24 protein-coding genes and 1 pseudogene are annotated in these 25,622 nt (G+C 66.4%); 11 read left to right on the plus strand and 14 right to left on the minus strand.

Annotated elements, in window-relative coordinates:
• Positions 1–101: 101 nt before the first annotated feature.
• Positions 102–602, plus strand: coding sequence for a GlcG/HbpS family heme-binding protein (locus tag KRX52_RS17990; protein WP_217683104.1), 501 nt, complete (start codon positions 102–104; stop codon positions 600–602).
• 13 nt (positions 603–615) lie between these two features.
• Positions 616–1,026, plus strand: coding sequence for a hydroxyisourate hydrolase (gene uraH, locus KRX52_RS17995; protein ID WP_217683105.1), 411 nt, complete (start codon positions 616–618; stop codon positions 1,024–1,026).
• Between the two features lie 95 nt (positions 1,027–1,121).
• Here uraH and gloA read toward each other — a convergent pair whose 3' ends face one another.
• Positions 1,122–1,514 (minus strand): lactoylglutathione lyase, encoded by a 393-nt coding sequence (gene gloA / locus KRX52_RS18000; RefSeq protein ID WP_217683106.1) that lies wholly within the window; start codon positions 1,512–1,514, stop codon positions 1,122–1,124.
• 87 nt (positions 1,515–1,601) lie between these two features.
• On the minus strand, positions 1,602–2,819 hold the full coding sequence (locus KRX52_RS18005) for an argininosuccinate synthase (protein WP_217683107.1): 1,218 nt from the start codon (positions 2,817–2,819) through the stop codon (positions 1,602–1,604).
• A gap of 171 nt (positions 2,820–2,990) precedes the next feature.
• Here KRX52_RS18005 and pyrC point away from each other — a divergent pair, with 171 nt between their 5' ends.
• From pyrC to bfr, 4 genes are all read left to right on the plus strand, one after another.
• Positions 2,991–4,037 (plus strand): dihydroorotase, encoded by a 1,047-nt coding sequence (pyrC, locus tag KRX52_RS18010; RefSeq protein ID WP_217683108.1) that lies wholly within the window; start codon positions 2,991–2,993, stop codon positions 4,035–4,037.
• The gene (gene rnt, locus KRX52_RS18015) at positions 4,034–4,711 is read left to right on the plus strand and encodes a ribonuclease T (protein WP_217683109.1); all 678 of its coding nucleotides are present in this window, start codon (positions 4,034–4,036) and stop codon (positions 4,709–4,711) included. Before pyrC ends, rnt begins: the two co-directional genes overlap by 4 nt.
• A 171-nt stretch (positions 4,712–4,882) precedes the next feature.
• Complete coding sequence (locus KRX52_RS18020; protein ID WP_217683110.1) at positions 4,883–5,101, plus strand: bacterioferritin-associated ferredoxin; 219 nt, start codon at positions 4,883–4,885, stop codon at positions 5,099–5,101.
• 129 nt (positions 5,102–5,230) lie between these two features.
• Positions 5,231–5,701 (plus strand): bacterioferritin, encoded by a 471-nt coding sequence (gene bfr, locus KRX52_RS18025; protein ID WP_217683111.1) that lies wholly within the window; start codon positions 5,231–5,233, stop codon positions 5,699–5,701.
• Between the two features lie 58 nt (positions 5,702–5,759).
• Here the strand turns inward: bfr and grxD are convergent, their stop codons facing one another.
• Positions 5,760–6,083, minus strand: a complete 324-nt coding sequence (gene grxD, locus KRX52_RS18030) for a Grx4 family monothiol glutaredoxin (protein ID WP_217683112.1) — start codon at positions 6,081–6,083, stop codon at positions 5,760–5,762.
• Positions 6,084–6,358: 275 nt separating this feature from the next.
• On the opposite strand from grxD, the gene argF reads away from it, so the two are divergent.
• The 3 genes from argF (at position 6,359) to KRX52_RS18045 (ending at position 9,519) form a co-directional block, all read left to right on the plus strand.
• Positions 6,359–7,276, plus strand: coding sequence for an ornithine carbamoyltransferase (gene argF, locus KRX52_RS18035; protein ID WP_217683113.1), 918 nt, complete (start codon positions 6,359–6,361; stop codon positions 7,274–7,276).
• Between the two features lie 14 nt (positions 7,277–7,290).
• A complete protein-coding gene (locus tag KRX52_RS18040) occupies positions 7,291–8,379 on the plus strand; it encodes an ABC transporter ATP-binding protein (RefSeq protein ID WP_217683114.1) in 1,089 nt (362 codons plus the stop codon).
• 348 nt (positions 8,380–8,727) lie between these two features.
• On the plus strand, positions 8,728–9,519 hold the full coding sequence (locus KRX52_RS18045) for a type IV pili methyl-accepting chemotaxis transducer N-terminal domain-containing protein (RefSeq protein ID WP_217683115.1): 792 nt from the start codon (positions 8,728–8,730) through the stop codon (positions 9,517–9,519).
• 29 nt (positions 9,520–9,548) lie between these two features.
• On the opposite strand, the gene ybaK is transcribed toward KRX52_RS18045, so the two are convergent.
• Positions 9,549–10,019: a Cys-tRNA(Pro) deacylase gene (gene ybaK / locus KRX52_RS18050; RefSeq protein ID WP_217683116.1), complete on the minus strand. Its 471-nt coding sequence runs from the start codon at positions 10,017–10,019 to the stop codon at positions 9,549–9,551.
• A gap of 134 nt (positions 10,020–10,153) precedes the next feature.
• Here ybaK and glpD point away from each other — a divergent pair.
• Positions 10,154–11,674, plus strand: a pseudogene (glpD, locus tag KRX52_RS18055) (glycerol-3-phosphate dehydrogenase); the annotation flags it as partial.
• Between the two features lie 138 nt (positions 11,675–11,812).
• On the opposite strand, the gene KRX52_RS18060 reads toward glpD, so the two are convergent.
• From KRX52_RS18060 to KRX52_RS18100, 9 genes are all read right to left on the minus strand, one after another.
• Positions 11,813–13,165: an OprD family porin gene (locus KRX52_RS18060; RefSeq protein ID WP_217683118.1), complete on the minus strand. Its 1,353-nt coding sequence runs from the start codon at positions 13,163–13,165 to the stop codon at positions 11,813–11,815.
• 298 nt (positions 13,166–13,463) lie between these two features.
• Positions 13,464–14,711 carry a 3-(3-hydroxy-phenyl)propionate transporter MhpT gene (mhpT, locus tag KRX52_RS18065; protein ID WP_217683119.1) on the minus strand — a complete coding sequence of 416 codons (1,248 nt, stop codon included), beginning with the start codon at positions 14,709–14,711 and terminating at the stop codon, positions 13,464–13,466.
• An 87-nt stretch (positions 14,712–14,798) separates the two neighbouring features.
• A complete protein-coding gene (gene dmpG, locus KRX52_RS18070; protein WP_217683120.1) occupies positions 14,799–15,830 on the minus strand; it encodes a 4-hydroxy-2-oxovalerate aldolase in 1,032 nt (343 codons plus the stop codon).
• Between the two features lie 11 nt (positions 15,831–15,841).
• Positions 15,842–16,777, minus strand: coding sequence for an acetaldehyde dehydrogenase (acetylating) (locus tag KRX52_RS18075; protein WP_217683121.1), 936 nt, complete (start codon positions 16,775–16,777; stop codon positions 15,842–15,844).
• A gap of 38 nt (positions 16,778–16,815) precedes the next feature.
• Positions 16,816–17,610 carry a 2-keto-4-pentenoate hydratase gene (gene mhpD / locus KRX52_RS18080; RefSeq protein WP_217683122.1) on the minus strand — a complete coding sequence of 265 codons (795 nt, stop codon included), beginning with the start codon at positions 17,608–17,610 and terminating at the stop codon, positions 16,816–16,818.
• A 369-nt stretch (positions 17,611–17,979) separates the two neighbouring features.
• Positions 17,980–18,843 (minus strand): alpha/beta fold hydrolase, encoded by an 864-nt coding sequence (locus tag KRX52_RS18085; protein WP_217683123.1) that lies wholly within the window; start codon positions 18,841–18,843, stop codon positions 17,980–17,982.
• Between the two features lie 18 nt (positions 18,844–18,861).
• Positions 18,862–19,419: a flavin reductase family protein gene (locus KRX52_RS18090; protein WP_217683124.1), complete on the minus strand. Its 558-nt coding sequence runs from the start codon at positions 19,417–19,419 to the stop codon at positions 18,862–18,864.
• 70 nt (positions 19,420–19,489) lie between these two features.
• Positions 19,490–20,686, minus strand: a complete 1,197-nt coding sequence (locus KRX52_RS18095; RefSeq protein WP_090313562.1) for an acyl-CoA dehydrogenase family protein — start codon at positions 20,684–20,686, stop codon at positions 19,490–19,492.
• Positions 20,687–20,765: 79 nt separating this feature from the next.
• Positions 20,766–21,704: a 3-carboxyethylcatechol 2,3-dioxygenase gene (locus KRX52_RS18100; protein WP_217683125.1), complete on the minus strand. Its 939-nt coding sequence runs from the start codon at positions 21,702–21,704 to the stop codon at positions 20,766–20,768.
• A 487-nt stretch (positions 21,705–22,191) separates the two neighbouring features.
• Here KRX52_RS18100 and KRX52_RS18105 point away from each other — a divergent pair, with 487 nt between their 5' ends.
• Positions 22,192–23,007 (plus strand): DNA-binding transcriptional regulator, encoded by an 816-nt coding sequence (locus KRX52_RS18105; RefSeq protein WP_217683126.1) that lies wholly within the window; start codon positions 22,192–22,194, stop codon positions 23,005–23,007.
• Positions 23,008–23,145: 138 nt separating this feature from the next.
• On the opposite strand, the gene metE is transcribed toward KRX52_RS18105, so the two are convergent.
• Positions 23,146–25,464: a 5-methyltetrahydropteroyltriglutamate--homocysteine S-methyltransferase gene (gene metE / locus KRX52_RS18110; RefSeq protein ID WP_217683127.1), complete on the minus strand. Its 2,319-nt coding sequence runs from the start codon at positions 25,462–25,464 to the stop codon at positions 23,146–23,148.
• Positions 25,465–25,622: the final 158 nt, after the last annotated feature.

The following is a 25,622-nucleotide window of genomic DNA, read 5'->3' on the forward strand; positions in this document are numbered from 1 at the left end:
TCTCCCATTACAAATTGGTAATCCGCCGGCAATCGGTTTGACGGCCGGGCGCAGGCACCATGGCCGCCACTCGCTCCCCGGAGCCCTTGAAGGAGAAGCCCATGTCCATTCGTACCGCCCGGCTGTCGCTGCCTGCCCTGGCCTTGTGCGCCGCCAACGCCTTCGCCGCCCCGGCCCAGGTCGAGCAGCGCCAGGATGTTTCGCTGGCACTGGCCAAGCAGCTGCTCGACGCCACCCTCGCCGCCTGCCATGCCGACGGCCGCTCGGCGGTGGCCGCGGTGGTCGACCGCGGCGGCAACCTGGTGGCGCTACAGCGCGACGACAACGTCGGCCCGCACAACACCCTCGCCGCCCAGCGCAAGGCCTACACCGCGCTGTCGACCAAGACCGCCACCCGCCTGTTGGCCGAGCGGGCGCGCAGCAACCCGGAGGCGGAAAACCTCAACACCCTCGACGAACTGCTGCTGCTCGGCGGCGGCGTGCCGCTGCAGGTCGACGACGAGGTGATCGGCGCCATCGGCGTGGCCGGCGCCGGCGGCGCGGCCATCGACGAAGGCTGCGCCCTCAAGGCCATCGCCCAGCTTCTACCGCAAGCCCACTGAATCAGGAGAACCCATGAACACGCTCAAGACCCTCTTTGCCGGCGCGCTGCTCAGCGGCCTGTCGTCCGTGGCCCTGGCGGCTGGCAACCCGCTCAGCGTGCATGTGCTGAACCTGGAGAGCGGCCTGCCCTCGCCGGACGTGACCGTCACCCTGGAGAAGCAGGCAGGCCAGCAGTGGCAGGCACTCAACAGCGCCGTCACCAACCAGCAGGGCCGCATCACCGCGCTGTTCCCGGAAGGCCAGGCGCTGGAGAAAGGCACCTACCGGGTAACCTTCAAGACCGGCGAGTGGTTCGCCAAGCACGCCTCCAACACCTTCTTCCCCGAAGTGCCGGTGATCTTCAGCGCCGACGGCAGCGTGCCGCACTACCACATCCCGCTGCTGCTCAGCCCCTACGGCTACTCGACCTATCGCGGCAACTGATCTTCGGTACGGCGTCCGCCGCCGCCTCGCGAGGCGGACAGCCCGAAACGACGAAGCCCCGCACATCTGGCGGGGCTTCTGGCGTTGCGGGCCGATCAGTCCTTGCGATGCGGCGACAGCAGCTCGATCTTGTAACCGTCAGGGTCCTCGACGAAGGCGAGGATGCTGGAGCCGTGCTTCATCGGCCCCGGCTCGCGGGTGATCTTGCCGCCGCGGGCGCGGATGTCCTCGCAAGCCTTGTAGACATCCTCGACTTCCAGAGCGATGTGGCCGTAGCCGGTGCCCAGCTCGTAGCTGTCCACGCCCCAGTTGTAGGTCAGCTCGATCACGCTGTTGTCCGCCTCGTTACCGTAACCGACGAAGGCCAGGGTGAACTGGCCGTCCGGGTAGTCCTTGCGGCGCAGCAGGGTCATGCCCAGCACTTCGGTGTAGAAGGCGATCGACTTGTCCATATCGCCGACGCGCAGCATGGTGTGCAGCAGTCTCATCTGGGATCTCCTTGGCTTTTCAGGGTGCAGAAAGCATGACCCCGGCACGCGGCCGGGGTCATGGTCAGGCTCGGTGCAACCAGCTTATCAGAGCGGGCTGCGGCCCTTGCCCGCGGCGATGCGCATGCGCAGCGCGTTGAGCTTGATGAAGCCACCGGCGTCGGCCTGGTTGTAGGCGCCGGCATCGTCCTCGAAGGTGGCGATGTTGGCGTCGAACAGCGAGTCGTCGGACTTGCGGCCGGTGACGATGACGTTGCCCTTGTACAGCTTCAGGCGCACTACGCCGTTCACGTTGGCCTGGGAGGCGTCGATCATCTGCTGCAGCATCAGACGCTCCGGGCTCCACCAGTAGCCGTTGTAGATCAGGCTGGCGTATTTCGGCATCAGCTCGTCTTTCAGGTGGGCCACTTCGCGGTCGAGGGTGATCGACTCGATGGCGCGGTGGGCGCGCAGCATGATGGTGCCGCCGGGGGTCTCGTAGCAGCCGCGCGACTTCATGCCGACGTAGCGGTTTTCGACGATGTCCAGACGGCCGATGCCGTTCTCGCCGCCGATCTTGTTCAGGGTGGCCAGCACGGTCGCCGGGGTCATCTCGACGCCGTCGATGGCGACGATGTCTCCGTTGCGGTAGGTCAGCTCGAGGTAGGTCGGCACGTTCGGCGCGGCTTCCGGGGACTTGGTCCAGCGCCACATGTCTTCTTCGTGCTCGGTCCAGGTATCTTCCAGCACGCCGCCCTCATAGGAGATGTGCAGCAGGTTGGCGTCCATGGAGTACGGCGACTTCTTCTTGCCGTGGCGCTCGATCGGGATCTCGTGCTTGGCGGCGTAGTCCATCAGCTTCTCGCGCGACAGCAGGTCCCACTCGCGCCAGGGGGCGATCACCTTGACGCCCGGCTTCAGCGCGTAGGCGCCCAGCTCGAAACGTACCTGGTCGTTGCCCTTGCCGGTGGCGCCGTGGGAGATGGCGTCGGCGCCGGTCTCGTTGGCGATCTCGATCAGGCGCTTGGCGATCAGCGGACGAGCGATGGAGGTACCCAGCAGGTACTCGCCTTCGTACACGGTGTTGGCGCGGAACATCGGGAACACGAAGTCGCGGACGAATTCTTCGCGCAGGTCGTCGATGTAGATTTCCTTGACGCCCATCGCCTGTGCCTTGGCACGCGCCGGCTCGACTTCCTCGCCCTGACCCAGGTCAGCGGTGAAGGTCACCACTTCGCAGTTGTAGGTATCCTGCAGCCACTTGAGGATCACCGAGGTATCCAGGCCGCCGGAATAGGCCAGAACTACCTTTTTTACGTCCGCCATTCGTTACTCCACGGGGGGTTGCTACGAAAACGATCATTCTAGCCGTGCAAACCACGAAATTACAGGGGCGCGGCGCCCCGCACGGCGGCAGAACGGCGCCGCAGCGTGACCGTCCGACGGCTTTTCGGTAGCATCACGCCCCACGAGTCACCCCGCCTGGAATTCCCCCGCATGTCCGACCGCCTGACCCTGCTGCGTCCCGACGACTGGCACATCCACCTGCGCGACGGCGCCGCCCTGGCGCACACCGTGCCCGATGCCGCGCGCACCTTCGGCCGCGCCATCATCATGCCCAATCTGGTGCCGCCGGTACGCAACGCCGAACAGGCCGCGGCCTACCGCGAACGCATCATCAAAGCCCGCCCGGCCGGCAGCCGCTTCGAGCCGCTGATGGTGCTCTACCTCACCGACAAGACCAGCCCCGAGGAGATTCGCGCAGCCAAGGCCGGCGGTCTGGTGCATGCCGCCAAGCTGTACCCGGCCGGAGCCACCACCAACTCGGACTCGGGCGTCACCAGCGTCGACAACATCTTCCCGGTGCTCGAGGCGATGGCCGAGGTCGGCCTGCCGCTGCTGGTGCACGGCGAGGTGACCCACGCCGACATCGACGTGTTCGACCGCGAGAAGCGCTTCATCGACGAGAACCTGCGCCGCGTGGTCGAGCGCTTCCCGACGCTCAAGGTGGTGTTCGAGCACATCACCACCGGCGATGCCGCGCAGTTCGTGCTGGAGGCGCCGGCCAACGTCGCCGCCACCATCACCGCCCACCACCTGCTGTACAACCGCAACCACATGCTGGTCGGCGGCATCCGTCCGCACTTCTATTGCCTGCCGATCCTCAAGCGCAACACCCACCAGCAGGCCCTGCTGGATGCCGCCACCAGCGGCAACCCGAAGTTCTTCCTCGGCACCGACTCGGCGCCGCACGCCAGGCACGCCAAGGAAGCCGCCTGCGGCTGCGCCGGCTGCTACACCGCCTACGCCGCCATCGAGCTGTACGCCGAGGCCTTCGACCGCCGCGGCGCGCTGGACAAGCTGGAAGGCTTCGCCAGCTGCTTCGGCCCGGACTTCTACGGCCTGCCGCGCAACGGCGACACCATCACCCTGGTCCGCGAGGACTGGGTGGCGCCGACCGAGCTGCACTTCGGCGACCACCAGCTGGTGCCGCTGCGCGCCGGCGAGAAACTGCACTGGCGAGTGCTGGAGAACGAAGCATGAGCGAGCAGATCGATTACGAAGACTACGAACAGGAGCCCAGCAGCAGCGGCTTCAAGCCGCCGATGGCGCGGCGCTTCCGCGGCTTCCTGCCGGTGGTGGTGGACGTCGAGACCGGTGGCTTCAACTGCGCCACCGACGCCCTGCTGGAGATCGCCGCGACCACCATCGCCATGGACGACGACGGCCTGCTCTACCCCGAGCACACCTCGTTCTTCCGCATCGAGCCGTTCGAGGGCGCCAACATCGAACAGGCGGCGCTGGACTTCACCGGCATCAAGCTCGGCCATCCGCTGCGCATGGCGGTGAGCGAGGAACAGGCGCTCGGCGAGATCTTCAAGAGCGTGCGCAAGTCGCTGAAATCCAGTGGCTGCAAGCGCGCCGTGCTGGTCGGCCACAACTCGAGCTTCGACCTCGGCTTCCTGAATGCCGCGGTCAACCGCACCGGCATCAAGCGCAACCCGTTCCACCCGTTCTCCAGCTTCGACACCGCCACCCTCGCCGGCCTCGCCTACGGCCAGACCGTGCTGGCCAAGGCCTGCCAGGCGGCGGAAATCCCCTTCGACAACCGCGAGGCGCACAACGCCCGCTACGACACCGAGAAGACCGCCGAGCTGTTCTGCGGCATCGTCAACCGCTGGAAGGAAATGGGCGGCTGGATCGACTTCGACGAGTGATCCCGCGCGTCAGCGCCGCCCTCGAAGAACCCGGCTCCGGCCGGGTTTTTCATATCTGCGCGCGACGGCAGACGGCATCGGCAGCCGACAAATGGCCATCGCTCGCGTTTGACAATATTTCTCATTAAAAATAGGATCAATCCCATCAGCCAACTGTCTGCGGGTAGATCCATGTACGTCTGTCTTTGCCTGGGTGTCACCGACCATCAGATTCGCGATGCCATCTACGAGGGTTGCTGCAGCTATCGCCAGGTCCGCGAAAACACTGGTGTCGGCACCCAGTGCGGCAAGTGCGCCTGCGAAGCCAAGAAGCTAGTCCGCCACACCATCCACGACGTGCACCAGGCCCAGACCGCCCTCGCCCACCCGGCGACCTTCGCCGCCGCCTAAGTCCAGCCCCCGGCACCCTGGCGCTCCGTTTCGCGGAGCGCGCCAAGATTGCAGCCACCTGCATTTGACAGCCCCCCGTACCCGACCAAGACTCTTTGCCTATCCATCACCGGCGAGGCGGGCTACGGCATGAAAGGCGACAAGAAAGTCATCCAGCACCTGAACACCATCCTCGGCAACGAACTGGTAGCGATCAACCAGTACTTCCTGCACGCGCGGATGTATGAGGACTGGGGGCTGAAGCGGCTCGGCAAGCACGAGTACGACGAGTCGATCGACGAGATGAAGCATGCGGATAAACTGATCAAGCGCATCCTGTTTCTCGAAGGCCTGCCCAACCTGCAGGATCTGGGCAAGCTGCTGATCGGCGAGAACACCAAGGAAATGCTCGAGTGCGACCTGAAGATCGAGCAGAAGGCCGTTCCCGACCTCAAGGAAGCCATCGCCTACTGCGAGAGCATCGCCGACTACGGCACCCGCGACCTGCTGGAAGAAATCCTCGACTCCGAGGAAGAGCACATCGACTGGCTGGAAACCCAGCTCGACCTGATCGGCAAGGTAGGTCTGGAGAACTACCTGCAGTCGCAGATGCACGACTGAGCGGAAACGAAAAAGCCCCTGGGCAGGGGCTTTTCAACTCAACGCGGCGTGGGGTCGGTCACTCGCCCTTGTGCACGGCCGCCTTGATCAGCGGCTGCAGTTCGCCCTTCTCGTGCATCTCGAGAATGATGTCGCTGCCGCCGACCAGCTCGCCGTCGACCCACAGCTGCGGGAAGGTCGGCCAGTTGGCATATTGCGGCAGGCTGGCACGGATTTCCGGGTGCTGCAGGATGTCGACATAGGCGAACTTCTCGCCGCAAGCCATCACCGCCTGCGAAGCGCGCGCAGAGAAACCGCACTGCGGAGCGTTGGGCGAACCCTTCATGTACAACAGAACGGGGTTGCTGGCGATTTGTTCTTTAATGGTCTCGATGATGTCCATGGTCTACCTCGGCTGAAGGTTCCGGCACATGACCGGTGAAATTGAGCGATTGTAACGGAAAGCCGAGCACGACGCTCGGCCTTGCATCCCCCGCCGCGGGACTGTGCACTTCACGCCATCCGGCCAAAAACCGGCGGTTTGCGCAGTCACGTTATTTCCTTATAAGATCGGCTTCTTTTTTCGTTGAACACCGCACAGTGCGGTCCCGCCGCAGTTCTCGCCCGCTCACGCCCAAAGCCGGTCATTTCTGCGGCCTGTCCTACAGGTAGTGAATAATGAGCGTTCGGCACTTTCTCTCGTTGATGGATTGCACGCCCCTGGAGCTGGCCAGCCTGATCCACCGTGGCATCGAGCTGAAAGACCTGCGCAAGCGCCGCGTGCTCTACGAGCCGCTGAAGAACCGCGTGCTGGGGATGATCTTCGAGAAGGCCTCGACCCGCACCCGGGTATCGTTCGAAGCCGGCATGATCCAGCTCGGCGGCCAGGCCATCTTCCTGTCACCGCGCGACACCCAGCTCGGCCGCGGCGAGCCGATCAGCGACTCCGCCATCGTCATGTCGAGCATGCTCGACGCGATCATGATCCGTACCTTCGCCCACCAGAACGTCCTCGACTTCGCCGCCCACTCGCAGGTGCCGGTGATCAACGGCCTCTCCGATGACCTGCACCCCTGCCAGCTGCTGGCCGACATGCAGACCTTCCACGAACACCGCGGCTCGATCCAGGGCAAGACCGTGGCCTGGATCGGCGACGGCAACAACATGTGCAACACCTACGCCCAAGCCGCCGTGCAGTACGACTTCCAGCTCAGGGTCGCCTGCCCGGCAGGCTTCGACCCCAAGCCCGAGTTCATCGAGCAGGCCCAGGGCCGCGTCACGCTGGTGCGCGACCCGCGCGAGGCGGTAGCCGGCGCGCATTTGGTGAGCACCGACGTGTGGGCCTCGATGGGCCAGGAGGAAGAGCTCGCCGCGCGCATGAAGCTCTTCGCCCCCTACCAGGTCAGCCGCGAACTGCTCGACCTGGCCAGCAGCGACGTGCTGTTCATGCACTGCCTGCCCGCCCACCGTGGCGAGGAAATCAGCCTCGACCTGCTCGACGACCCGCGCTCGGTCGCCTGGGACCAGGCAGAGAATCGCCTGCACGCGCAGAAGGCGCTGCTCGAGTTCCTCGTCGAGCACGCCGGCAACGTCTAGTCAGGAAGCGCCCGATGCCCAACCACCTGCTGCTCAACCTGCGCAATCTGGTCTGCGGCTACCAGGCACAGCGGGTGGTGCAGAACATCAGTCTGCACCTGAATGCCGGCGACATCGGCTGCCTGCTCGGCCCCTCGGGCTGCGGCAAGACCACCACCCTGCGCGCCATCGCCGGCTTCGAACCCGTGCAAGAAGGCAGCATCGAGCTGGCCGGTGAAGTGATCTCCCGCCCCGGCTATACCCTCGCCCCGGAAAAGCGCCGCATCGGCATGGTGTTCCAGGACTACGCCCTGTTCCCGCACCTGACGGTGGCCGAGAACATCGCCTTCGGCATCCGCCAGCATCCGCAGCGCGAGCGCATCGCCGCCGAGATGCTCGAGCTGGTCAATCTCGGCGCCCTCGGCAAACGCTATCCCCATGAGCTGTCCGGCGGCCAGCAGCAGCGCGTAGCCCTGGCCCGCGCGCTGGCACCGGAGCCGCGCCTGCTGCTGCTTGACGAGCCGTTCTCCAACCTCGACGTCGAGTTGCGCCGCCGCCTCAGCCACGAGGTGCGCGAGATCCTCAAGTCGCGCGGCACCAGCGCCATCCTGGTCACCCACGACCAGGAGGAGGCCTTCGCCGTCAGCGACCAGGTCGGCGTGTTCAAGGACGGCCACCTGGAACAGTGGGATACGCCGTTCAACCTCTACCACGAGCCGCTGACCCCCTTCGTCGCCAGCTTCATCGGCCAGGGCTACTTCGTGCGCGGCCAGATGCTCAGCCACGACACGGTGCAGACCGAGCTCGGCGTGATCCGCGGCAACCGCGCCTACCAGTGGGCACCAGGCACCGCGGTGGACATGCTGCTGCGCCCGGACGACATCGTCCACGCGCCGGACAGCGCGCTGCAGGCGCGCATCGTTGGCAAAAGCTTCCTCGGCGCCGCCACCCTGTACCGCCTGCAGCTGGCCACCGGCACCCACCTTGAGGCCTTGTTCGCCAGCCATGCCGATCATCGGGTCGGCGAGGACATCGGCATCCGCGTCGCCGCCGACCATCTGGTCGCCTTCCCCGCCCAAGGCAGCGTGGCCACCCAGGCCCTGGCGGAAAGCCGCGTCGGCTGACGCTCCGGCGCCCCGCACCGCCGCAAGGCAGCCGCGCCTCAGAACGGGGCTGCCATCCTGCCAGCTACCACCGGCACCCACCGCAACAGCGTGCGCCCAGGCGTCACCCGTGCTGGCACACATCCTGCTTGACTGATCCCCGCCCGGCACAACGGCGTGCTGCGCACCGACAACGACGTCACCATCCGCCACCCTTCGCCGGGCGGCAGGATTGTGGCGTTTTTTTATGCCGGTCGTTTTATCGGACACCCAGGCCAGTGCGCTCAGGCGCCCCGATACCACGGACCACCAGAGCGGGACTGCGTACGGATGACGCAGACACCGCCACCGAGCAAAGGAGCATTGCCCATGCGTACCCTATCGATCTTCCTGCGCAGCGTCCTGCTGCTGGCCCTGCTGCCGCTCAGCCTGCCCGGCTGGGCGGCGATCAGCGATGCCGAAGCGACCAACCTGTCCGGCATGCAGCGCATGCTCAGCCAGCGCATCGCCAAGAGCTACCTGATGATCGGCACCGACGTGCGCAGCGATGTGGGCAACGAGCAGCTCGACCAGAGCATGGCCAGTTTCGAGCAGAACCATCTGGCCCTGATCGAGTACGCCCCCAGCGGCGATATCCGTCGCGAGCTGGATAAAACCGGCAGCCTCTGGCAGAGCTATCGCGAGCTGGCCCTGAAACGCCCGGACAAGACCAGCGCCGTCCAGCTGCTGGCCTTGAGCGACGAGCTGCTGGCACAGTGTGAGAAGGTGGTGCAGATGATCGAGCGGCATACCGGCAGCAGCAGCGCCTGGCTGGTCAACCGCAGCGGCCGCCAGCGCATGCTCAGCCAGCGCATCGCCAAGCTGTACCTGGCACGCAGCTGGCACCTGCCGATCGACAACCTGGACCAGCAGTTCAACCAGGCGGTAAGCGAGTTCGGCACCGCCCTCAGCGAGCTACAGAGCGCCAAGCAGAACACCCGCGAGATCAGTGCCGCCCTGAACAAGGCCGATGCGCAGTGGCAGTTTTCGCGGGTCGGCTTTCACCTCTCCGAAGATGGCCGCTACGTGCCTACGGTGATCACCATCACCACCGAAACCCTGCTCGGCCAGATGCAGGCGCTGACGGCCGCCTACACCATACACATGCAGAACGAGTCCTGATCCACCAGCCGAATGGGGCCGGCCGGCCCCTACTCGCGTCCGATGGCGGCGAAGCTGGCCTGGCAATGCTCTGCCAGCACGGCGGCCGCCAGCTCCACCTCCAGCCCGCGCCGACCGGCGCTGACGAACACGGTCGGGAACGCTTGCGCCGAGGCGTCGATGAAGGTGCGCAGGCGTTTCTTCTGGCCCAGCGGACTGATGCCGCCGAGCAGATAGCCGGTAGCACGCTGCGCCGCCGCCGGATCGGCCATGTCCGCCTTCTTCACCCCCGCCGCCTGGGCCAGCGCCTTGAGGTCCAGGGTGCCGGCCACCGGCACCACCGCCACCAGCAGCTCGCCCTTCTCGCTGGCGGCGAGCAGCGTCTTGAACACCCGCGCCGGTTCCAGCCCGAGCTTCTCCGCCGCCTCCAGGCCGTAGGACGGCGCCTTGGGGTCATGGCTGTAACTGTGCACGGTGTGAACGGCGCGAACTTTCTTCAACAGATCTATGGCGGGGGTCATGTTGGCTTCACGAAAACGGACCAGAATGGAAGGAAGGTAACGCAAAAGCCATCCGTGGGGCAGCAAGGACCGCGCAGCCCTCCCAGCCGGCCCGCTCCAATGGGCAAGACAACAAGACCAAAGGCTCAGCCATCATGACAGCATCCCAGCCTATCTCCGCACCGCTGGCCGAGGTCTACGACCTCGCCGTGATCGGTGGCGGCATCAACGGTTGCGGCATCGCCGCCGACGCCGCCGGACGTGGCCTGTCGGTGTTCCTCTGCGAGCAGCACGATCTCGCCGCCCACACCTCCTCGGCCAGCAGCAAGCTGGTCCATGGCGGTCTGCGTTATCTGGAGCACCATGAATTTCGCCTGGTGCGCGAAGCCCTCGGCGAGCGCGAGGTGCTGCTGAACATGGCGCCGCACCTGGTGCGCCCGCTGCGCTTCGTCCTCCCGCACCGCCCGCACCTGCGGCCAACCTGGATGATCCGCGCCGGGCTGTTCCTCTACGATCACCTCGGCGTGCGGCACAGCCTGCCGGGCTCGCGCCACCTGACCTTCGGCCCCGGCTGCCCGCTCAAGGCCGAGATCGCCGAAGGCTTCGAGTACTCCGACTGCTGGGTCGACGATGCCCGCCTGGTGGTGGCCAATGCCATCAGTGCCCGCGAGCATGGCGCGCACATCCACCCGCGCACTCGCTGCGTCGGCGCGCGGCGCAGCAAGGGCCTGTGGCATCTGCATCTGGAGCGCGAGGACGGCAGCCTGCTGTCGCTGCGCGCCCGCGCGCTGGTCAACGCCGCCGGTCCCTGGGTCGAGCAGTTCCTCCAGGAGACCCTGCACCAGTCGAGCACCCAGCATCTGCGCCTGATCCAGGGCAGCCACATCGTGGTGCCGCGCCTGCACGACGGCGAACAGGCCTACATCCTGCAGAACGAGGACGGGCGCATCGTCTTCGTGCTGCCCTACCAGCAACGCTTCAGTCTGATCGGCACCACCGACCGCGAATACCACGGCGATCCGGCGGCGGTACAGATCAGTGACGAAGAGATCGACTACCTGCTGGCGGTGGTCAACGCCCACTTCCGCCAGCAGATCAGCCGCAACAGCATCGTCAGCCACTTTTCCGGGGTGCGCCCGCTGTACGACGATGCGGCCGGCAACCCCTCGGCCATCACCCGCGACTATCACCTGGCACTGGCCAGCGAGCACGGCAGCGCCCCGCTGCTGTCGGTGTTCGGCGGCAAGCTGACTACCTATCGCAAGCTGGCCGAAGCCGCACTGGAGCAGCTGGCACCGTTCTTCCCGCACCTGCAGCCGGCCTGGACCGCGAGCAGCAAGCTACCCGGTGCCGAAGAGCTGGACTCGGTGAGCAAACTGGCCGAGGACCTGTGCGACAGCCACGGCTGGCTGTCGCCGGATCTGGCCCGGCGCTGGGCCGGCAGCTACGGCACCCGTGCCTGGCAGCTGCTGGAGGACGTGCATTGCCTGATGGACATGGGCGAGAACTTCGGCGCCGGCCTGTACGCCTGCGAAGTGGACTACCTGTGCCGCGAGGAATGGGCACGTAGCGCCGAGGACATCCTCTGGCGCCGCAGCAAGCTCGGCCTGTTCCTCGGCCCCATGCAACAGCAGCGGCTGGTGCGCTACCTGCAAACACAGCACGGCGAAGCGGCCGAACAGGTCAGAGCGATCGTCCACGAACGGCTGGCCCCGTCTTATGCCACGCCCCTGTTGCGTCTCGACGACAGCGCAACCAAGCGACCGGCGCGATGAGAGCGTCCGGGCCCCGACGGCCCGGACGCCAGTTGCGGCTTACCAGAGGGCCAGGGTGTAGTCGATGTTGATCCGGGTCTCGTCGATGTCGCGGAAGTAATCGTTGCGGTTGCTGGCGTAGCGCCAGCGCAGGCCGAGGTTCTTCAACGAACCAGACTGCACCACGTAGGCCAGCTCGACGCCACGCTCGATCTCGCTGGCGCGGTGATCGACGCCCGGCAGTTCGATGTTGTCGCCGTGGATGTAGCGCAGCATGCCGCGCAGCCCCGGGACTCCAAGCGCGACAAAGTCGTAGTCGTAGCGTACGCCCAATGTCCGCTCGTCAGGATTGACGAAGTCGGAGGTCATTGCCAGCTCGGAGTGCACGTGCACGTCAGTGCGATAGATAAAGGGTTGCGCGCTGTCGCCGCTTTGCTGCATGTAGCCGACCATCAGCGAGTGCGGCCCAGTCAGCCAGTTGAACCGCAGGCCGAGGCTCTGGTTGTCCACCTTGCCGGCGCGCGCCTCGCCATCCTCTCGGCTGTTGAAGTAGCGCAGGTCGGTTTTCAGCTTGCTGCCCTCAGACAGTGGCAGGGTGTGGACCAGGCCGAAGTAATGCTGCTGGTAGATTTCCTTCAGCTGGGCATAGTTGTAGCTGGTGACCAGGCTGTCCGACCAGCGATAGTCGAGGCCGGTGAAGTCGAACCTGTTCGACTCGGCCGCTTCATTGAAGCGCCCGTACGGGCCATTGACCCGCAGCGGCTCGTAGTTGCTCGAGTTGCGGACATTCATGCGGTCGATGTGACCGAGATGCAAGGTCAGGTTGTCGAGTTCATCCGAGCGCAAGTAGGCGCCACGGAAGGTCGGCGTGAACAGGCGGGTCGGTACCGACAGGAGCACCGGCAGGGTCGGGCTGAGGGTGCCAACCTGCAGCTCGGTGGCGGAAATCTTGGCCTTGGCGGTCAGGCCCAGCTCGGAGTAGTTGTCGCCCGGCTCATTGGTAACCGGATCAGACGGCAGCAGATCGTTACCGAGCAAGGTGCGGCCAGGGCCGCCGTCGAGCTTGAAACCGGCGGTGCCGAGCACGTTGAGGCCGAAGCCTACCGGGCCTTCGGTAAAGCCGGACTCCATGCGCAGAATGAGGCCCTGCGCCCAGGCCTGGCTCTGCGATACGTCGTTGATCCTGGCGGGGAGGTTCGGGTTGTTGGAGCGGAAGTCGCGGTCGAAATAGTAGTTGCGCAGGGTCAGGGTGGCCTTGCTGCCTTCGACGAAGCCGCCCGCTTGGGCCCGCGCCACTTTTCCTGACGGCCAACCCGCAGCCGCAGGTAGGGTCTCGACGTATCCGCCCGCTTGGGCCAGTCCCACCTGGCCACAGAGGATGGCGCTGGCGATGAGGGTGCGCTTGAAGTGCATGGGGTTGCTCCTTTTATTGTTGTGTCACTACAGCCTGCACCGGACGCAGGCTTTATCGACAGCCATTGCCCCTACACTCCGGTCACGGGAGTCCAGGGGAACAGCGCCATGGGTCAAGACGATGCGCAGAACGCCAGCACCCGCCGCTCGTGCGGGGGTGAGGTCAGTTGATTGCGCTCGATCCGGGGGCACGCTCACCGTGCAGCCAGGTTGTTGCGGGGGTGCGCCCCTGCGGCGGCCTGCAAGTCGGCGTGCCGGAACGGCTCCGGCATCGCCCGCGGGCGACGCCGGAGCTGGCTCAGACGGACTGCTTGCGCGAACGCACGAACAGGTAGAACACCGCGATGCCGGCCACCACCAGGCCCGGCGCCGAAGCGATCATCACCCCGGCGGTGCCGGTGCCCAGCGCCAGCATCTTGCCGGCCACCAGCGGGCCGCTCATGGCGCCCAGGCGACCGACCGCCACCGCCGTGCCGACGCCAGTGGCGCGCACTTCGGTGCGGTAGAACAGCGGTGCCAGCGCATACAGCACGCCCTGGCCGCCGGTGGCGAACACGCCGGCGGCAAAACCGGCGAACAGCATGCCGACGAAGCTCTCGACGATGCCGAGGGCCGCCAGCGCGGCGAGCAGGCCGCCGTAGATCAGCGCGGCGATCGCCAGCGGACGCAGGGTGTTCATCAGCACGCCGAGCATCAGGGTGCCGACGGTAGCGCCGATCTGCAGGGTGAACACCACCCAGCTGGCCTGCACGCCACTGAAGCCCTGGCCGACCAGCAGGCTCGGCAGCCAGCTGATCAGCATGTACACCACCATCAGGGTGAAGAAGTAGGCCAGCCACAGCAGCAGGGTCGGCAGCGCCGCGCCGTTGCGGAACAGACCGTCGACCACCGGTACCTGCGGCTCCTGGTTGGCCGCGGACTTGCGGGCCTTGAAGGCCGCCGACTCCGGCAGCCACAGGGCCAGCAGCGGTACCACCAGCAGCGGCAGCACGCCACCGACGTAGAACGGCACGGTCCAGTCGTCGAAGAAGCCGACGATGCCGATCATCGCCGCCAGCGCCGCGCCCAGCGGCACGCCGCAGTACATCAGGCTCACCGCGGTGCCGCGCAGGCGCGCGCCGGCAGCCTCCGAGCACAGGGCGATCAGGTTGGGCAGCGCGGCACCGAGGCCGATGCCGGTCAGCAGGCGCGCGCCCATCAGGCTGTACAGGTCCCAGGCATGGGCGGTGGCGATGGAGAAGATACCGAACAGCGCGACCGAGGCGATCAGCACGCCCTTGCGGCCGATGCGGTCGGCCAGCCAGCCGCCAACCAGGGCGCCGGGCAGCAGACCGAGGATGCCGGCACTGAACACCCAGCCCATCTGCAGTTTGTCGAGGCCGAAGGCAATGCCCATGCCCTTGGCGGCGATGCCCGGCGCCTGGAAGTCGATGCCTTCCAGTATGGCGACGGCAAAGCACAGGGCGATGGTCAGCCAGGTACGGCGGCTGTCGTGCGACGCCCCGGCGGCAGTTTGAGAAACAGCTTCCGCAGTGCAGGTTTTCATATCGGTCTACCTATTCTTTTCTTATTAGAGTGCACAAAAAACGACCAGTTACCCTCAGGTAGCTGGTCGCTGTTGATCAGGAACGGATCAGTGGCCCTTGCCCGCGGCCAGCAGATCCAGTGCGACGTCGACGATCATGTCTTCCTGGCCGCCCACCATGCGCCGGCGACCCAGCTCGACGAGGATGTCGAGGGTCTTCAGACCGTACTTGGCCGCGGCCACTTCGGCATGACGCAGGAAGCTGGAGTAGACCCCGGCATAGCCGAGACCGAGGGTCTCGCGGTCGACGCGCACCGGACGGTCCTGCAGCGGACGCACCAGGTCGTCGGCGGCGTCCATCAGGCGGTACAGGTCGGTGCCGTGGTTCCAGCCCATGCGCTCGGCGGCGGCGATGAACACCTCCAGCGGCGCATTGCCGGCGCCGGCGCCCATGCCGGCCAGGCTGGCGTCGATGCGATCGCAACCCTCCTCCACCGCGGCAATCGAGTTGGCCACGCCGAGGCTGAGGTTGTGGTGGGCGTGCATGCCGGTCTGGGTCTGCGGATCGAGCACCGCCTTGAACGCGCGCATGCGGTCGCGGATGTCCTGCATGTTCATCGCGCCACCGGAGTCGGCCATGTAGATGCACTGCGCGCCGTAGCTTTCCATCAGCTTGCCCTGCGCGGCCAACTGCTCGGCGGGGATCATGTGGCTCATCATCAGGAAGCCGACGGTGTCCATGCCCAGGCTGCGTGCGTATTCGATGTGCTGCTTCGACACATCGGCTTCGGTGCAGTGAGTGGCCACGCGCACCGAGCGGGCGCCGGCGTCATAGGCGGCTTTCAGATCGTGGACCGTGCCGATGCCGGGCAGCAGCAGCACGGTGATCTTCGCGTGCTTGATCACGTCGGCGGCGGCCTCGATCCACTCCAGATCGGTGTGCGCGCCGAAGCCGTAGTTGAACGAGGAGCCCTGCAGGCCGTCGCCGTGGGTCACCTCGATGGAGTCCACTTTCGCCTCGTCCAGGGCACGGGCGATGTCCTGCACGTTCTGGATCGAGTACTGGTGGCGCACGGCGTGGCTGCCGTCGCGCAGGGTCACGTCGGAGATGTACAGCTTCTTGCTCGGGTCGAAGGTCATGGCAGTGCTCCTCAGCCGTTGATCATGGAAAGAGCCATGCGCTCGGCGGTAGCCAGCGCGGCGGAGGTCATGATGTCGAGGTTGCCGGCGTAGGCCGGCAGGTAGTGGGCGGCGCCCTCCACCTCGAGGAACACGGAAGTCTTCAGACCGGAGAAGGTGCCGTGGCCCGGGATGGTCAGCGGCGCGTCCTCGGGGATCACGTCGAACTGCACCTTCTGCTTGAGACGGTAGCCCGGCACGTAGGCCTGCACGGCCTGGGCCATTTCCTCGACGGAAGCTTCCACTTTCGCCTGGTCGACCGCTTCGGACAGCACGAACACGGTGTCGCGCATGATCAGCGGCGGCTCGGCCGGGTTCATGACGATGATCGCCTTGCCCTTGGCGGCGCCGCCGATCACCTCGATGGCCTTGGAGGTGGTCTCGGTGAACTCGTCGATGTTGGCGCGGGTGCCCGGGCCGGCCGACTTCGAGGCGATGGAGGCGACGATCTCGGCGTAGTGCACCTTGGCCACGCGGGATACCGCAGCGACCATCGGGATGGTGGCCTGGCCGCCGCAGGTGACCATGTTGACGTTGGTCTCGGCGAGGTTCTCTTCCAGGTTGACCACCGGCACGCAGTACGGACCGATGGCCGCCGGGGTCAGGTCAATCAGACGGATACCGGGCTTGAGCGAGCGCAGGAAGGCGTCGTTCTTCACATGGGCGCCGGCGCTGGTGGCGTCGAAGACGAAGTCGATGTCCTTGAACACGTCCATGCGGGTCAGGCCTTCGACACCCTCGTGGGTGGTGGCCACGCCCATGCGCGCGGCGCGGGCCAGGCCGTCGGAGGCCGGGTCGATGCCGACCATGGCGCCCATTTCCAGGTTCTTGCCGTTACGCAGGATCTTGATCATCAGGTCGGTGCCGATGTTGCCGGAGCCGATGATGGCGACTTTGAGTTTTTTCATGTTTGGTCTCTCTGCTGCACCCGGGTGGGGCGAGGAAATCACGCGGCGCTGAAGCTGACGCCGACCTGGCCGATGCCTTCGATTTCGGCTTCGAAGCGGTCGCCGGCAGCCACGCCCACCATCGGGCCGAGGGCGCCGGTGAGGATGACGTCGCCAGCCTTGAGCGGCTCGCCCAGACGGGCCATGGTGCGCGCCAGCCACACGGCGGCGTTCAGCGGATGGCCGAGGCACTCGGCGCCGCTGCCGCTGGAGACTTCCTCGCCATTGCGGGTCATGCGCATGGCGGCCAGACGCAGATCGACGTCGGCGATGCGCCGCGCCGGGCCACCGAGCACATAGCAGCCGCTGGAGGCGTTGTCGGCCACGGTGTCGACGAAGCGGATGTTCCAGTTCTGCACGCGCGAACCGACGATCTCCAGCGCCGGCAGTACCCAGCCGGTGGCGTCGAGCAGCTCGGCGAAGGTGGTGTCGGCGCGCGGCAGGTCCTTGTCGAGGATCAGGGCAATCTCGGCCTCGATCTTCGGCTGCAGTACGCGGTTGAACGGCACCACCTCGTTGTCGCCGTAGCCCATGTCGGCGAACAGGGTGCCGAAGTCCGGCTGGTCGACGCCGAGCTGGGCCTGCACCTTGGGATTGGTCAGGCCGATCTTGCGACCGACCACGCGGCGGCCGTTGGCCACGCCGTGGGCGATGTTGAGGCGCTGGATGGCGTAGGCCGCCGCACCGTTGTCCACGCCGATCAGCTCGCGCAGCGGCTCGACGGCCACCCCGCTCGCCTCGGCCTCGCGCAGGGCGCTGGCCAGTTGTTCCAGGGTCTGTTGAGTAACGCTCATGGCTTACCTCGGGATGCGCGCAAGTCAGGCCGGAGCTGACGCTCCACTGCAAAATCGGCGGACAGTGGCTGTCGCCGGCCAGCCGGAAAGGGAGATCTTGAACCGGGTTCACGACCTCCCCTGCCGGCGGGCATAGTTGTGCGCGGAGTATAGGAACGGCTGAAAAACCCCGACAACGAAAACAACTCCACATGTGCACCTAGTGCACATCGTTGTTTTTAAAGAGTTTTCCAGACAAAAAAGCCCGTATCAGCCGCGTCCCCGATAAGGCGGGTGACGGACGGTACGGGCAAGGTAAGCCGGCCGCAGCTGGTGGCCGCGGCGACCGCAAAACGGGCCGGCGCCCCAGCGCGCCGGTGGATCAGCGGATCAGTGGGTCAGGAAGTCCAGCACCATGCGGTTGAACTTGTCGGCGTGTTCCCACTGCGCCCAATGGCCGCAACGGTTGAACACGTGCAGTTCGGCGTTGGGCAGGCCGGCGAGCAGGCGCAGGCCGGTGTCCATCGGCACGAAGCGATCGTTGCTGCCCCAGATGACCAGGGTCTGCGCCTTGATCTCGGCGAGGCGCGGGCTGAAGTCCGGGAACTGCTTGGGGTTGGCCGCCAGGCTCTTGACGAAGTTTTCCAGGTGGTCGCGACGGTTGAGCATGTTGTCGAGACGGGCCTGGAACAGCTCCTCGGTGAGGTCGCTGGTGTCGAAGACGAAGACGTTCATCATCTTCTTCAGGTTGTCGATGGTCGGTTCGCGGTACAGGCCCTGCAGCAGCTTGATGCCTTCGGTCGGCATCGGCGTGAACGGACTGGCTCCGCCGGTGCCACCACCCATCAGCACCAGCTTGCCGACACGCTCGGGGTTGGCCAGGGCGAAGGCGACGGCGCTGTGGCCGCCCATGGAGTTGCCGAGGATGTGCACGCGGTCCAGCTCCAGCGCATCGACCAGACCCTTGAGCACGCGGGCGTTGAGGTCGGAACGCGAGCCGGTGCAGACGATCGAGTCGCTCTTGCTCCAGCCCGGGCAGTCCATGAGGATCACCCGGTAGCCGGCGGCCACCAGCGGCTCGATGTTGCGGTTGAAGTTGGCCCAGCCGCTGGCGCCGGGACCGGAGCCGTGCAGCATGACCACGGTTTCCGCACCTTCGCCGCAGTCGTTGTAGTGGATGTTCAGGTCGAGCTCGCCGTCCTGGATACGCACGAACTTGCTGGTGGAGGCTTCGCTCAGGGTAGTGCCGGTCATTGGACTGGTTCCTCGAAATCAGGCTTGGGGGGCGAGGCGGCGGAAGGCGCCGTTCAGGTACAGGAGCGGCTCGCCGCCCGGCTGGCCGCGGGTGGCCAGGACCTCGCACAGGAAGGCGTGGTGGGTGCTTTCATCGAAGACCTTGACCACGCGGCAGTCGAAGTTGGCCACGGCGCCATCGAGTACCGGCACGCCGCTGGCCAGGTCGTGCCACTGGCCATGCTGGAAGCGGGCCTCGCCGTGCACGCCCTCGACCATGCCGGCGAACACCTTGGCTTCGTGCTCCTGCTCGCCGGACAGCACGTTGACGCACAGCGCGCCACTGTTGAGGATCGCCTCGCTGGCGGCGACCTTCTTGTTGACGAACACCACCAGGCGCGGCGGCTCGGCGGTCACCGAGCACACCGCGGTGGCGGTCAGGCCGAGATGGGTATCGCCATCGCGCGCGGTGATGATGGTGACGGCGGCGGCTAGGTTGCGCATACCGACACGGTGGTCGTCGGCGCTCACCACCGGCAGGGTGGCGAGGTCGGCGTTGGGGATCCAGTCCAGCAGTTGATTGATTTCTTTGCTCACGACAGTAGCTCTCACGCAGCGGGCAGATGTGGGCGGGCTCTTTGGCCCGCCCATCAGTTCCGACTCGGAATCAGGCCTTGACGCCGAACGGGTTGGCCGCCGGCATCGGGTTGCCGAGCAGCTGGCCGCCGAGCAGGTCGCCGATGTTGTCCTGGTTCTGGGTGATGTGGTTGGCACCGACCAGGATGTCGCGCATCTGCCGCTGCATCGGGCTGCTCAGCCACACGCCACGGGTGGCGGTCTTCTTGAAGATCATGTGCGCCGCATCGAAGCACTCGCCGCCGGTGAACTGGTTGGTGGCGAAGTGGCGCACGCGCACCTCCAGCGGCACCAGCTGGCCCTGGGAAGCGTAGCTCCAGGCTTCCTCGGTGTTATGCAGCACACGGGTGGTGGCGCCGAGGATCTTGGCGTAGGCCTCGCCCAGGCGGCTCTTGATGAACGGGTCGTTGACCGCGGCACCGACGGCCTGGTTGAGGTTCTGACGCGGCTTCATGTGGTCGACATAAAGGTCGACCATGCCGCGCGCCATGCCGATGATCACCGAGGACACGGCGGCGTAGAACACGTAGAAGAACGGCATCTTGAACAGGTTGTTGACGTGGCCGTGGGAGTGCTCGTCGTAGTCGCCGATCACGTGGCTGCGATAGGTCGGTACGAACACTTCCTTGATAATCAGCTTCTTGCTGCCGGTGCCAGCCAGGCCGACCACATGCCAGTCGTCGACGATCTCGAAATCGCTGGCCTGCACCCAGAACGAGCGGAACTCCATCTGACCGGCGTCGTTGACCACGCGGCCGCCGAGGAAGGCGCCGCCGGCAGCGTGATCGCAACCGCTGGAGGTCAGCCACTCGCCGTTAAGCTGGTAGCCGCCGTCGACGCGGGTGACGGTGCCGAAGGGCGCGTAGGAAGAGGACACCAGACGGGTGTTGTCCTCGCCCCACAGCTCGTCGCCGCAACGCGGGTCGAGCAGGCCGATCTCGAAGGGATGCACACCGAGCACCATCACGTTCCAGGCGCTGGACGGGCAACCGCGGGCCAGTTCCATCAGCACCTTGTTCAGTACGTTGGGGTGCATCTCGTAGCCGCCCCAGCGCTTGGGCTGCAGGATCTTGAAGAAGCCGGCTTCCTGGAAGGCCTGGATGGTTTCGCGGGAAACCATGCGCGCCTTCTCGCAGGACTCGGCCTTCTCGCGCAGCCAGGGGATCATCGCCTCGGCACGGGCGACGATTTCGGCTTCGCTGGGGATCTGGGTGTCGATGTTGCTCATGTTTCTAATCCTCTCTCTCCGCAGCACACGCGGCGGGTGACGCACTCTTGTTGTGGACAACTGCAGCCCGTACGGGGGCTCAGTTCTGCTCGGCGCTTACAACGCCATAGCCGGCAATCCATTCGTTGATCGCCCGGTAGTAGTCCTGGCGGGCGGAGTAGGCACCGGTGGCGGCCAGCGCCGCGAAGGCAGCGACCCAGGTGCGCACTTCGTGGGCCGAACGACCGGCGGCCTTGGAGATTTCCTCGATCTTGAACTCGTCGATCTCGTCGAGGCGGCCCTGCACCAGCAGGTCGATGAAGGCCAGGTCCCAGTCGGCATTGAGCGGGGTCTGCAGCGACTCGGCAGTGCCGTAGATCTTGCCGGCGGCGATGGTGCGCGCCTGGCGGGCGGCCCGCGCTTCCGGGGTCGGATTGCGCCCGGCGATGAGGAACTCGCTGATCGCTTCGGGAGCGTCGGCCAGCAGCGGCACGGGCGGCTCGTGGGACAGCCCACCGGTACCGAGGATCAGCACGCGCTTGTCGAGCTTGGCGATGAAGCGGCCCACCGCCTCGCCCAGCTTGCGCACCCGGCGATAGGGGGCGAACGGCGGCGCCACCGAGTTGATGATGATCGGGATCACCGGATAGCGGTCGATGCTGCCGGTCAGCTCTTCCAGGGTCTGGGTGCAGCCATGGTCCACCTGCAGGCGGTGCGACAGGGCGATATCGACGTCGCTGTCGAGCACATGGCGAGTCAGCTCGAGGGCCAGGTCTTTGGCCACCGACAACGGGCCGGGCTGGGTCAGGTAGTCGCCCACCGACTCGGCGGCGGTGGCGATCACGAACGGAGGCATCAGGTCGTAGAACAGGCCGTTATAATGGTCCGGCGCGAAGATCACGATCAGCTCGGGATCGAAGGCCTCGACCTCGGCACGGGCCTTGGCCAGCGCCGCATCGACTTCGGCGACGACTGCGGCGCCCGGATCATTGAGGCCACGCAGGGGAGTGTGCGACAGGCATTTAAGTTTTACAGTCATGAAACCTCCATGATCGTCGGAGACCACCCGCCTCCGCCGACCAACGTGCAACGTGTCAGGTAAGCTGCCGTGGCTGGCCGGTGTCGCCGCACTGGCGCTGCCGGAAACCACTCGCCCTCAGGCTGGCTCGTCACCTGGTTGTTTTTTGTTCAGAACCTACGGCGGCCATTCTAGGGGCGTGACTCGGGAAGGAAAAAAACTATCTATCCTTGCGTGCACTATGTGCACGATATTGTTTTTAAAGGTTTTTTTGCCGACCCTGGTGTGCTTGCCCGGCCCGATCCACCGCCTCGACCGCTCTGCACCGGGGGTCTGACAGCGATCCACCCCGGCGGATAGCGTCGCCAACCGGCTCGCCGGGCGCTGGCGCAACGGGCACCGGCCGGCCCTGCGCAGGGGCTGGCACAGCGCGGCTCCGGCATCCGGGCTGACAGACGGCAGGCATGCTTGAATACGGCGAAGGCGGATTTGATCAGGTGACAGACAGATGAGCGGCACGCGTGAAACCGAATACAAGACCGTACGCGGCCTGACTCGCGGCCTGCAGATCCTCAACGCCCTCAACCGGGTGGACGGCGGCGCCAGTCCGGCCAGGCTGGCCGAGCTGACCGGGCTGCACCGCACCACGGTGCGCCGGCTGCTGGAGACCCTGCAGGACGAGGGCTACGTGCGCCGCAGCGAGTCGGACGACAGCTTCCGCCTCAACCTCAAGGTGCGCGAACTGAGCGAGGGCTTTCGCGACGAGCAATGGATTTCCGAGCTGGGCGCGCCGCTGCTGGCCGAACTGCTGCAAGAGGTGCACTGGCCGACCGACCTGTGCACCCTGGACGTCGACGCCATGGTGGTACGCGAGACCACCCACCGCTTCAGCCGCCTGTCGTTCCACCGCTCGATGGTCGGTCGCCGCCTGCCGATGCTGATCACCGCCACCGGCCTGGCCTACCTGGCGTTCTGCCCGGAGGCCGAGCGCGAACGCATCATCGAGCTGCTGGCCAAGCGCGACGACGAGGAGAGCCGCCTGGCGCGCAACCCGGTAGCGCTGGACAACCTGCTGCGCCGCACCCGACGCCTGGGTTACGGCGAGAACTTCGGCAGCTGGAACACCGAGGAGCGTACCGCGTCCATCGCTGTGCCGATCTGCGGCGAACAGCGGGTCTACGGCTGCATCAACCTAGTCTACGTGCTCAAGGCGATGACCATCGAGCAGGCCGCCCAGCGCTACCTGCCGGCGCTGCAGCGGTTCGCCGCCACCATCGAGCAGGGCATCCGCGAGCGCGAGCAGGCGGGGCCGGTGCTGGCGTGATCCCCTGCGATCATGTCCTAGGCAGGGGGGGGCTGGTAGAAGATCGCTGCGCGAGTCTTCTACCCCTGCGCTTCCGCTCCGGCACCCAACCGTAGGGAGGTAACCGCGCAGCGTTACCTACCAGTAGCGCTCCCCGACCTAAGCCGCCGCCCTCACCTTGTCGCGCAGCTGGCGCGCCGCGGCGACCAGGTTGCCCAGCGCCGCCAGGGTTTCCGGCCAGCCGCGGGTCTTCAGGCCGCAGTCGGGATTGACCCACAGCCGCTCGGCGGGGATGCGCTCGGCGGCCCGCTCCAGCAGCGCGACCATCTCCGCCACCGTCGGCACCCGCGGCGAGTGGATGTCGTAGACGCCAGGACCAATCTCGTTGGGGTATTCGAACGCCTCGAAGGCCTCCAGCAGCTCCATCTGCGAGCGCGCGGTCTCGATGGTGATGACGTCGGCGTCCATCGCCGCGATGGCCTCGATCACGTCGTTGAACTCGCTGTAGCACATGTGGGTGTGGATCTGCGTGGCATCCGCCACGCCGCTGGAACACAGGCGGAAGGCGTCCACCGCCCAGTCCAGATAGTGGCGCCAGGCGGCGCGGCGCAGCGGCAGGCCCTCGCGGAACGCCGCCTCGTCGATCTGCACGATGGCGATGCCGGCCGCCTCCAGGTCCAGCACCTCGTCGCGGATGGCCAGCGCCAGCTGGCGCGCCTGCACCTCGCGGCTGACGTCCTCGCGCGGGAACGACCACATCAGCATGGTCACCGGCCCGGTGAGCATGCCCTTCATGGGCTTGGCGGTGAGGCTCTGCGCATAGCGGATCCACTCCACGGTCATCGCCTGTGGACGACTCAGATCGCCGACGATCACCGCCGGTTTGACGCAGCGCGAGCCGTAGCTCTGCACCCAGCCGAAGCGGGTGAAGGCGTAGCCGTCGAGCTGCTCGGCGAAGTACTCGACCATGTCGTTGCGCTCGGCCTCGCCGTGCACCAGCACGTCCAGGCCCAGTTGCTCCTGCACGCGCGCCGCATGGCGGATCTCCGCCTGCATGGCTTCCACATAGTCACTCTCGCTCAGCTTGCCCAGCCGGTATGCCTGGCGCGCCAGGCGGATCGCCCCGGTCTGCGGGAAGGAGCCGATGGTGGTGGTGGGGAACGCCGGCAGATTCAGGCGCGCGCGCTGCTGCTCGATGCGCGCTGCAAACGGCGAAGCGCGGCGGCTGTCGGCCGCCGTCACCGCCGCCAGACGCTGCTGCACCCGCGGATTGTGGATGCGCGGCGAGCGGGCGCGCGCCTGCTGCACGGCGCGGCTGGCGGCCAGCGCGGCCTGCACCTCGGGGGCGTCCGGCGCGTTCAGCGCGCGGGCGAGAGTCGCCACCTCCGCACACTTCTGCACGGCGAAGGCCAGCCAGCCCTGCAGTTCGGCGTCCAGCTGGTCTTCGCGCTCGAGATCCACCGGGCAGTGCAGCAGCGAGCAGCTCGGCGCCACCCACAGGCGGTCGCCGACCCGCGCCTGCGCCTCACGCAGTACCGCCAGGGCCTGCTCCAGGTCGCAGCGCCAGACGTTGCGCCCGTTGACCACGCCCAGCGACAGCACCTTGTAGGCCGGCAGGCGGTCGAGGATCGCCGGGAACTGCTCGGGGGCACGCACCAGGTCGATGTGCAGACCGGCCACCGGCAGGTTGGCGGCCAGACCGAGGTTGTCCTCCAGGCCGGCGAAGTAGGTGGTCAGCAGCTTCTGCGGCTTGGGGGCCTGCAGCAGGTTGTAGGCGCGCTCGAAGGCGGTCTTCCAGTCCTGCGGCAGGTCGAGGCCGAGGATCGGCTCGTCGATCTGCACCCACTCCACGCCCAGCGCCGCCAGACGGCCGAGCACCTCGCCGTACACCGGCAGCAGCCGTTCGAGCAGCTCCAGCTTGTCGAAGCCTTCGCTTTCGGCAGCCGCGCTCTTGGCCTTGCCCAGCCACAGGTAGGTCAGCGGGCCGATCAGCACCGGCTTGACCGCATGGCCCAGCGCCAGCGCCTCCGCGGTTTCCTCGAACAGCTGCTCCCAGCTCAGGCGGAACGACTGGTCGTGGCTGAACTCGGGGACCAGGTAGTGGTAGTTGCTGTCGAACCACTTGGTCATCTCTTGCGCCTGGGTGCCGCTGCCGCCGCAGCAGCCACCCCTCGCGCCGCGGGCCATGGCGAACAGGGTGTCGAGGGTGACGCGGCCCTCGCCATCGCGGAAGCGCTCCGGCACCACGCCCAGCAGCAAGGAGTGGTTGAGCACCTGGTCGTACCAGGCAAAGTCGCCCACCGGCAGCAGCTCGATGCCGGCGTCCTTCTGGATTTGCCAGTGGGCGGCGCGCAGCTGGCGGCCGACCGCGCGCAGGCCGGCTTCGTCCAACTCGCCCTGCCAGTAGGCTTCGAGGGCTTTCTTCAGCTCGCGGTCGCGGCCGATGCGCGGAAAGCCGAGGGTGTGCGCCAATGCCATTTGTCTGTCTCCATGTTGGTGAATGACCGGCATTGTCGACAGCCGGCACCGCATGAGACAAACTCAATATATTCTCAATGATCCGTATTTTTCTTCACGATCAATCTGTGGCCAGCTGGTGCGCATGGCGCACCCTGCCCCAACGCCACCATCCGTAG

It is taken from the genome of Geopseudomonas aromaticivorans (assembly GCF_019097855.1).
GTDB lineage: Bacteria > Pseudomonadota > Gammaproteobacteria > Pseudomonadales > Pseudomonadaceae > Geopseudomonas > Geopseudomonas aromaticivorans.

Bases quoted from the DNA above. Each gene is read 5' to 3' on its own strand.
- KRX52_RS17990 (WP_217683104.1), top strand. From the start codon at position 102: ATGTCCATTCGTACCGCCCGGCTGTCGCTGCCTGCCCTGGCCTTGTGC.
- uraH (WP_217683105.1), top strand. From the start codon at position 616: ATGAACACGCTCAAGACCCTCTTTGCCGGCGCGCTGCTCAGCGGCCTG.
- gloA (WP_217683106.1), bottom strand. From the start codon at position 1,514: ATGAGACTGCTGCACACCATGCTGCGCGTCGGCGATATGGACAAGTCG.
- KRX52_RS18005 (WP_217683107.1), bottom strand. From the start codon at position 2,819: ATGGCGGACGTAAAAAAGGTAGTTCTGGCCTATTCCGGCGGCCTGGAT.
- pyrC (WP_217683108.1), top strand. From the start codon at position 2,991: ATGTCCGACCGCCTGACCCTGCTGCGTCCCGACGACTGGCACATCCAC.
- rnt (WP_217683109.1), top strand. From the start codon at position 4,034: ATGAGCGAGCAGATCGATTACGAAGACTACGAACAGGAGCCCAGCAGC.
- KRX52_RS18020 (WP_217683110.1), top strand. From the start codon at position 4,883: ATGTACGTCTGTCTTTGCCTGGGTGTCACCGACCATCAGATTCGCGAT.
- bfr (WP_217683111.1), top strand. From the start codon at position 5,231: ATGAAAGGCGACAAGAAAGTCATCCAGCACCTGAACACCATCCTCGGC.
- grxD (WP_217683112.1), bottom strand. From the start codon at position 6,083: ATGGACATCATCGAGACCATTAAAGAACAAATCGCCAGCAACCCCGTT.
- argF (WP_217683113.1), top strand. From the start codon at position 6,359: ATGAGCGTTCGGCACTTTCTCTCGTTGATGGATTGCACGCCCCTGGAG.
- KRX52_RS18040 (WP_217683114.1), top strand. From the start codon at position 7,291: ATGCCCAACCACCTGCTGCTCAACCTGCGCAATCTGGTCTGCGGCTAC.
- KRX52_RS18045 (WP_217683115.1), top strand. From the start codon at position 8,728: ATGCGTACCCTATCGATCTTCCTGCGCAGCGTCCTGCTGCTGGCCCTG.
- ybaK (WP_217683116.1), bottom strand. From the start codon at position 10,019: ATGACCCCCGCCATAGATCTGTTGAAGAAAGTTCGCGCCGTTCACACC.
- KRX52_RS18060 (WP_217683118.1), bottom strand. From the start codon at position 13,165: ATGCACTTCAAGCGCACCCTCATCGCCAGCGCCATCCTCTGTGGCCAG.
- mhpT (WP_217683119.1), bottom strand. From the start codon at position 14,711: ATGAAAACCTGCACTGCGGAAGCTGTTTCTCAAACTGCCGCCGGGGCG.
- dmpG (WP_217683120.1), bottom strand. From the start codon at position 15,830: ATGACCTTCGACCCGAGCAAGAAGCTGTACATCTCCGACGTGACCCTG.
- KRX52_RS18075 (WP_217683121.1), bottom strand. From the start codon at position 16,777: ATGAAAAAACTCAAAGTCGCCATCATCGGCTCCGGCAACATCGGCACC.
- mhpD (WP_217683122.1), bottom strand. From the start codon at position 17,610: ATGAGCGTTACTCAACAGACCCTGGAACAACTGGCCAGCGCCCTGCGC.
- KRX52_RS18085 (WP_217683123.1), bottom strand. From the start codon at position 18,843: ATGACCGGCACTACCCTGAGCGAAGCCTCCACCAGCAAGTTCGTGCGT.
- KRX52_RS18095 (WP_090313562.1), bottom strand. From the start codon at position 20,686: ATGAGCAACATCGACACCCAGATCCCCAGCGAAGCCGAAATCGTCGCC.
- KRX52_RS18100 (WP_217683125.1), bottom strand. From the start codon at position 21,704: ATGACTGTAAAACTTAAATGCCTGTCGCACACTCCCCTGCGTGGCCTC.
- KRX52_RS18105 (WP_217683126.1), top strand. From the start codon at position 22,192: ATGAGCGGCACGCGTGAAACCGAATACAAGACCGTACGCGGCCTGACT.
- metE (WP_217683127.1), bottom strand. From the start codon at position 25,464: ATGGCATTGGCGCACACCCTCGGCTTTCCGCGCATCGGCCGCGACCGC.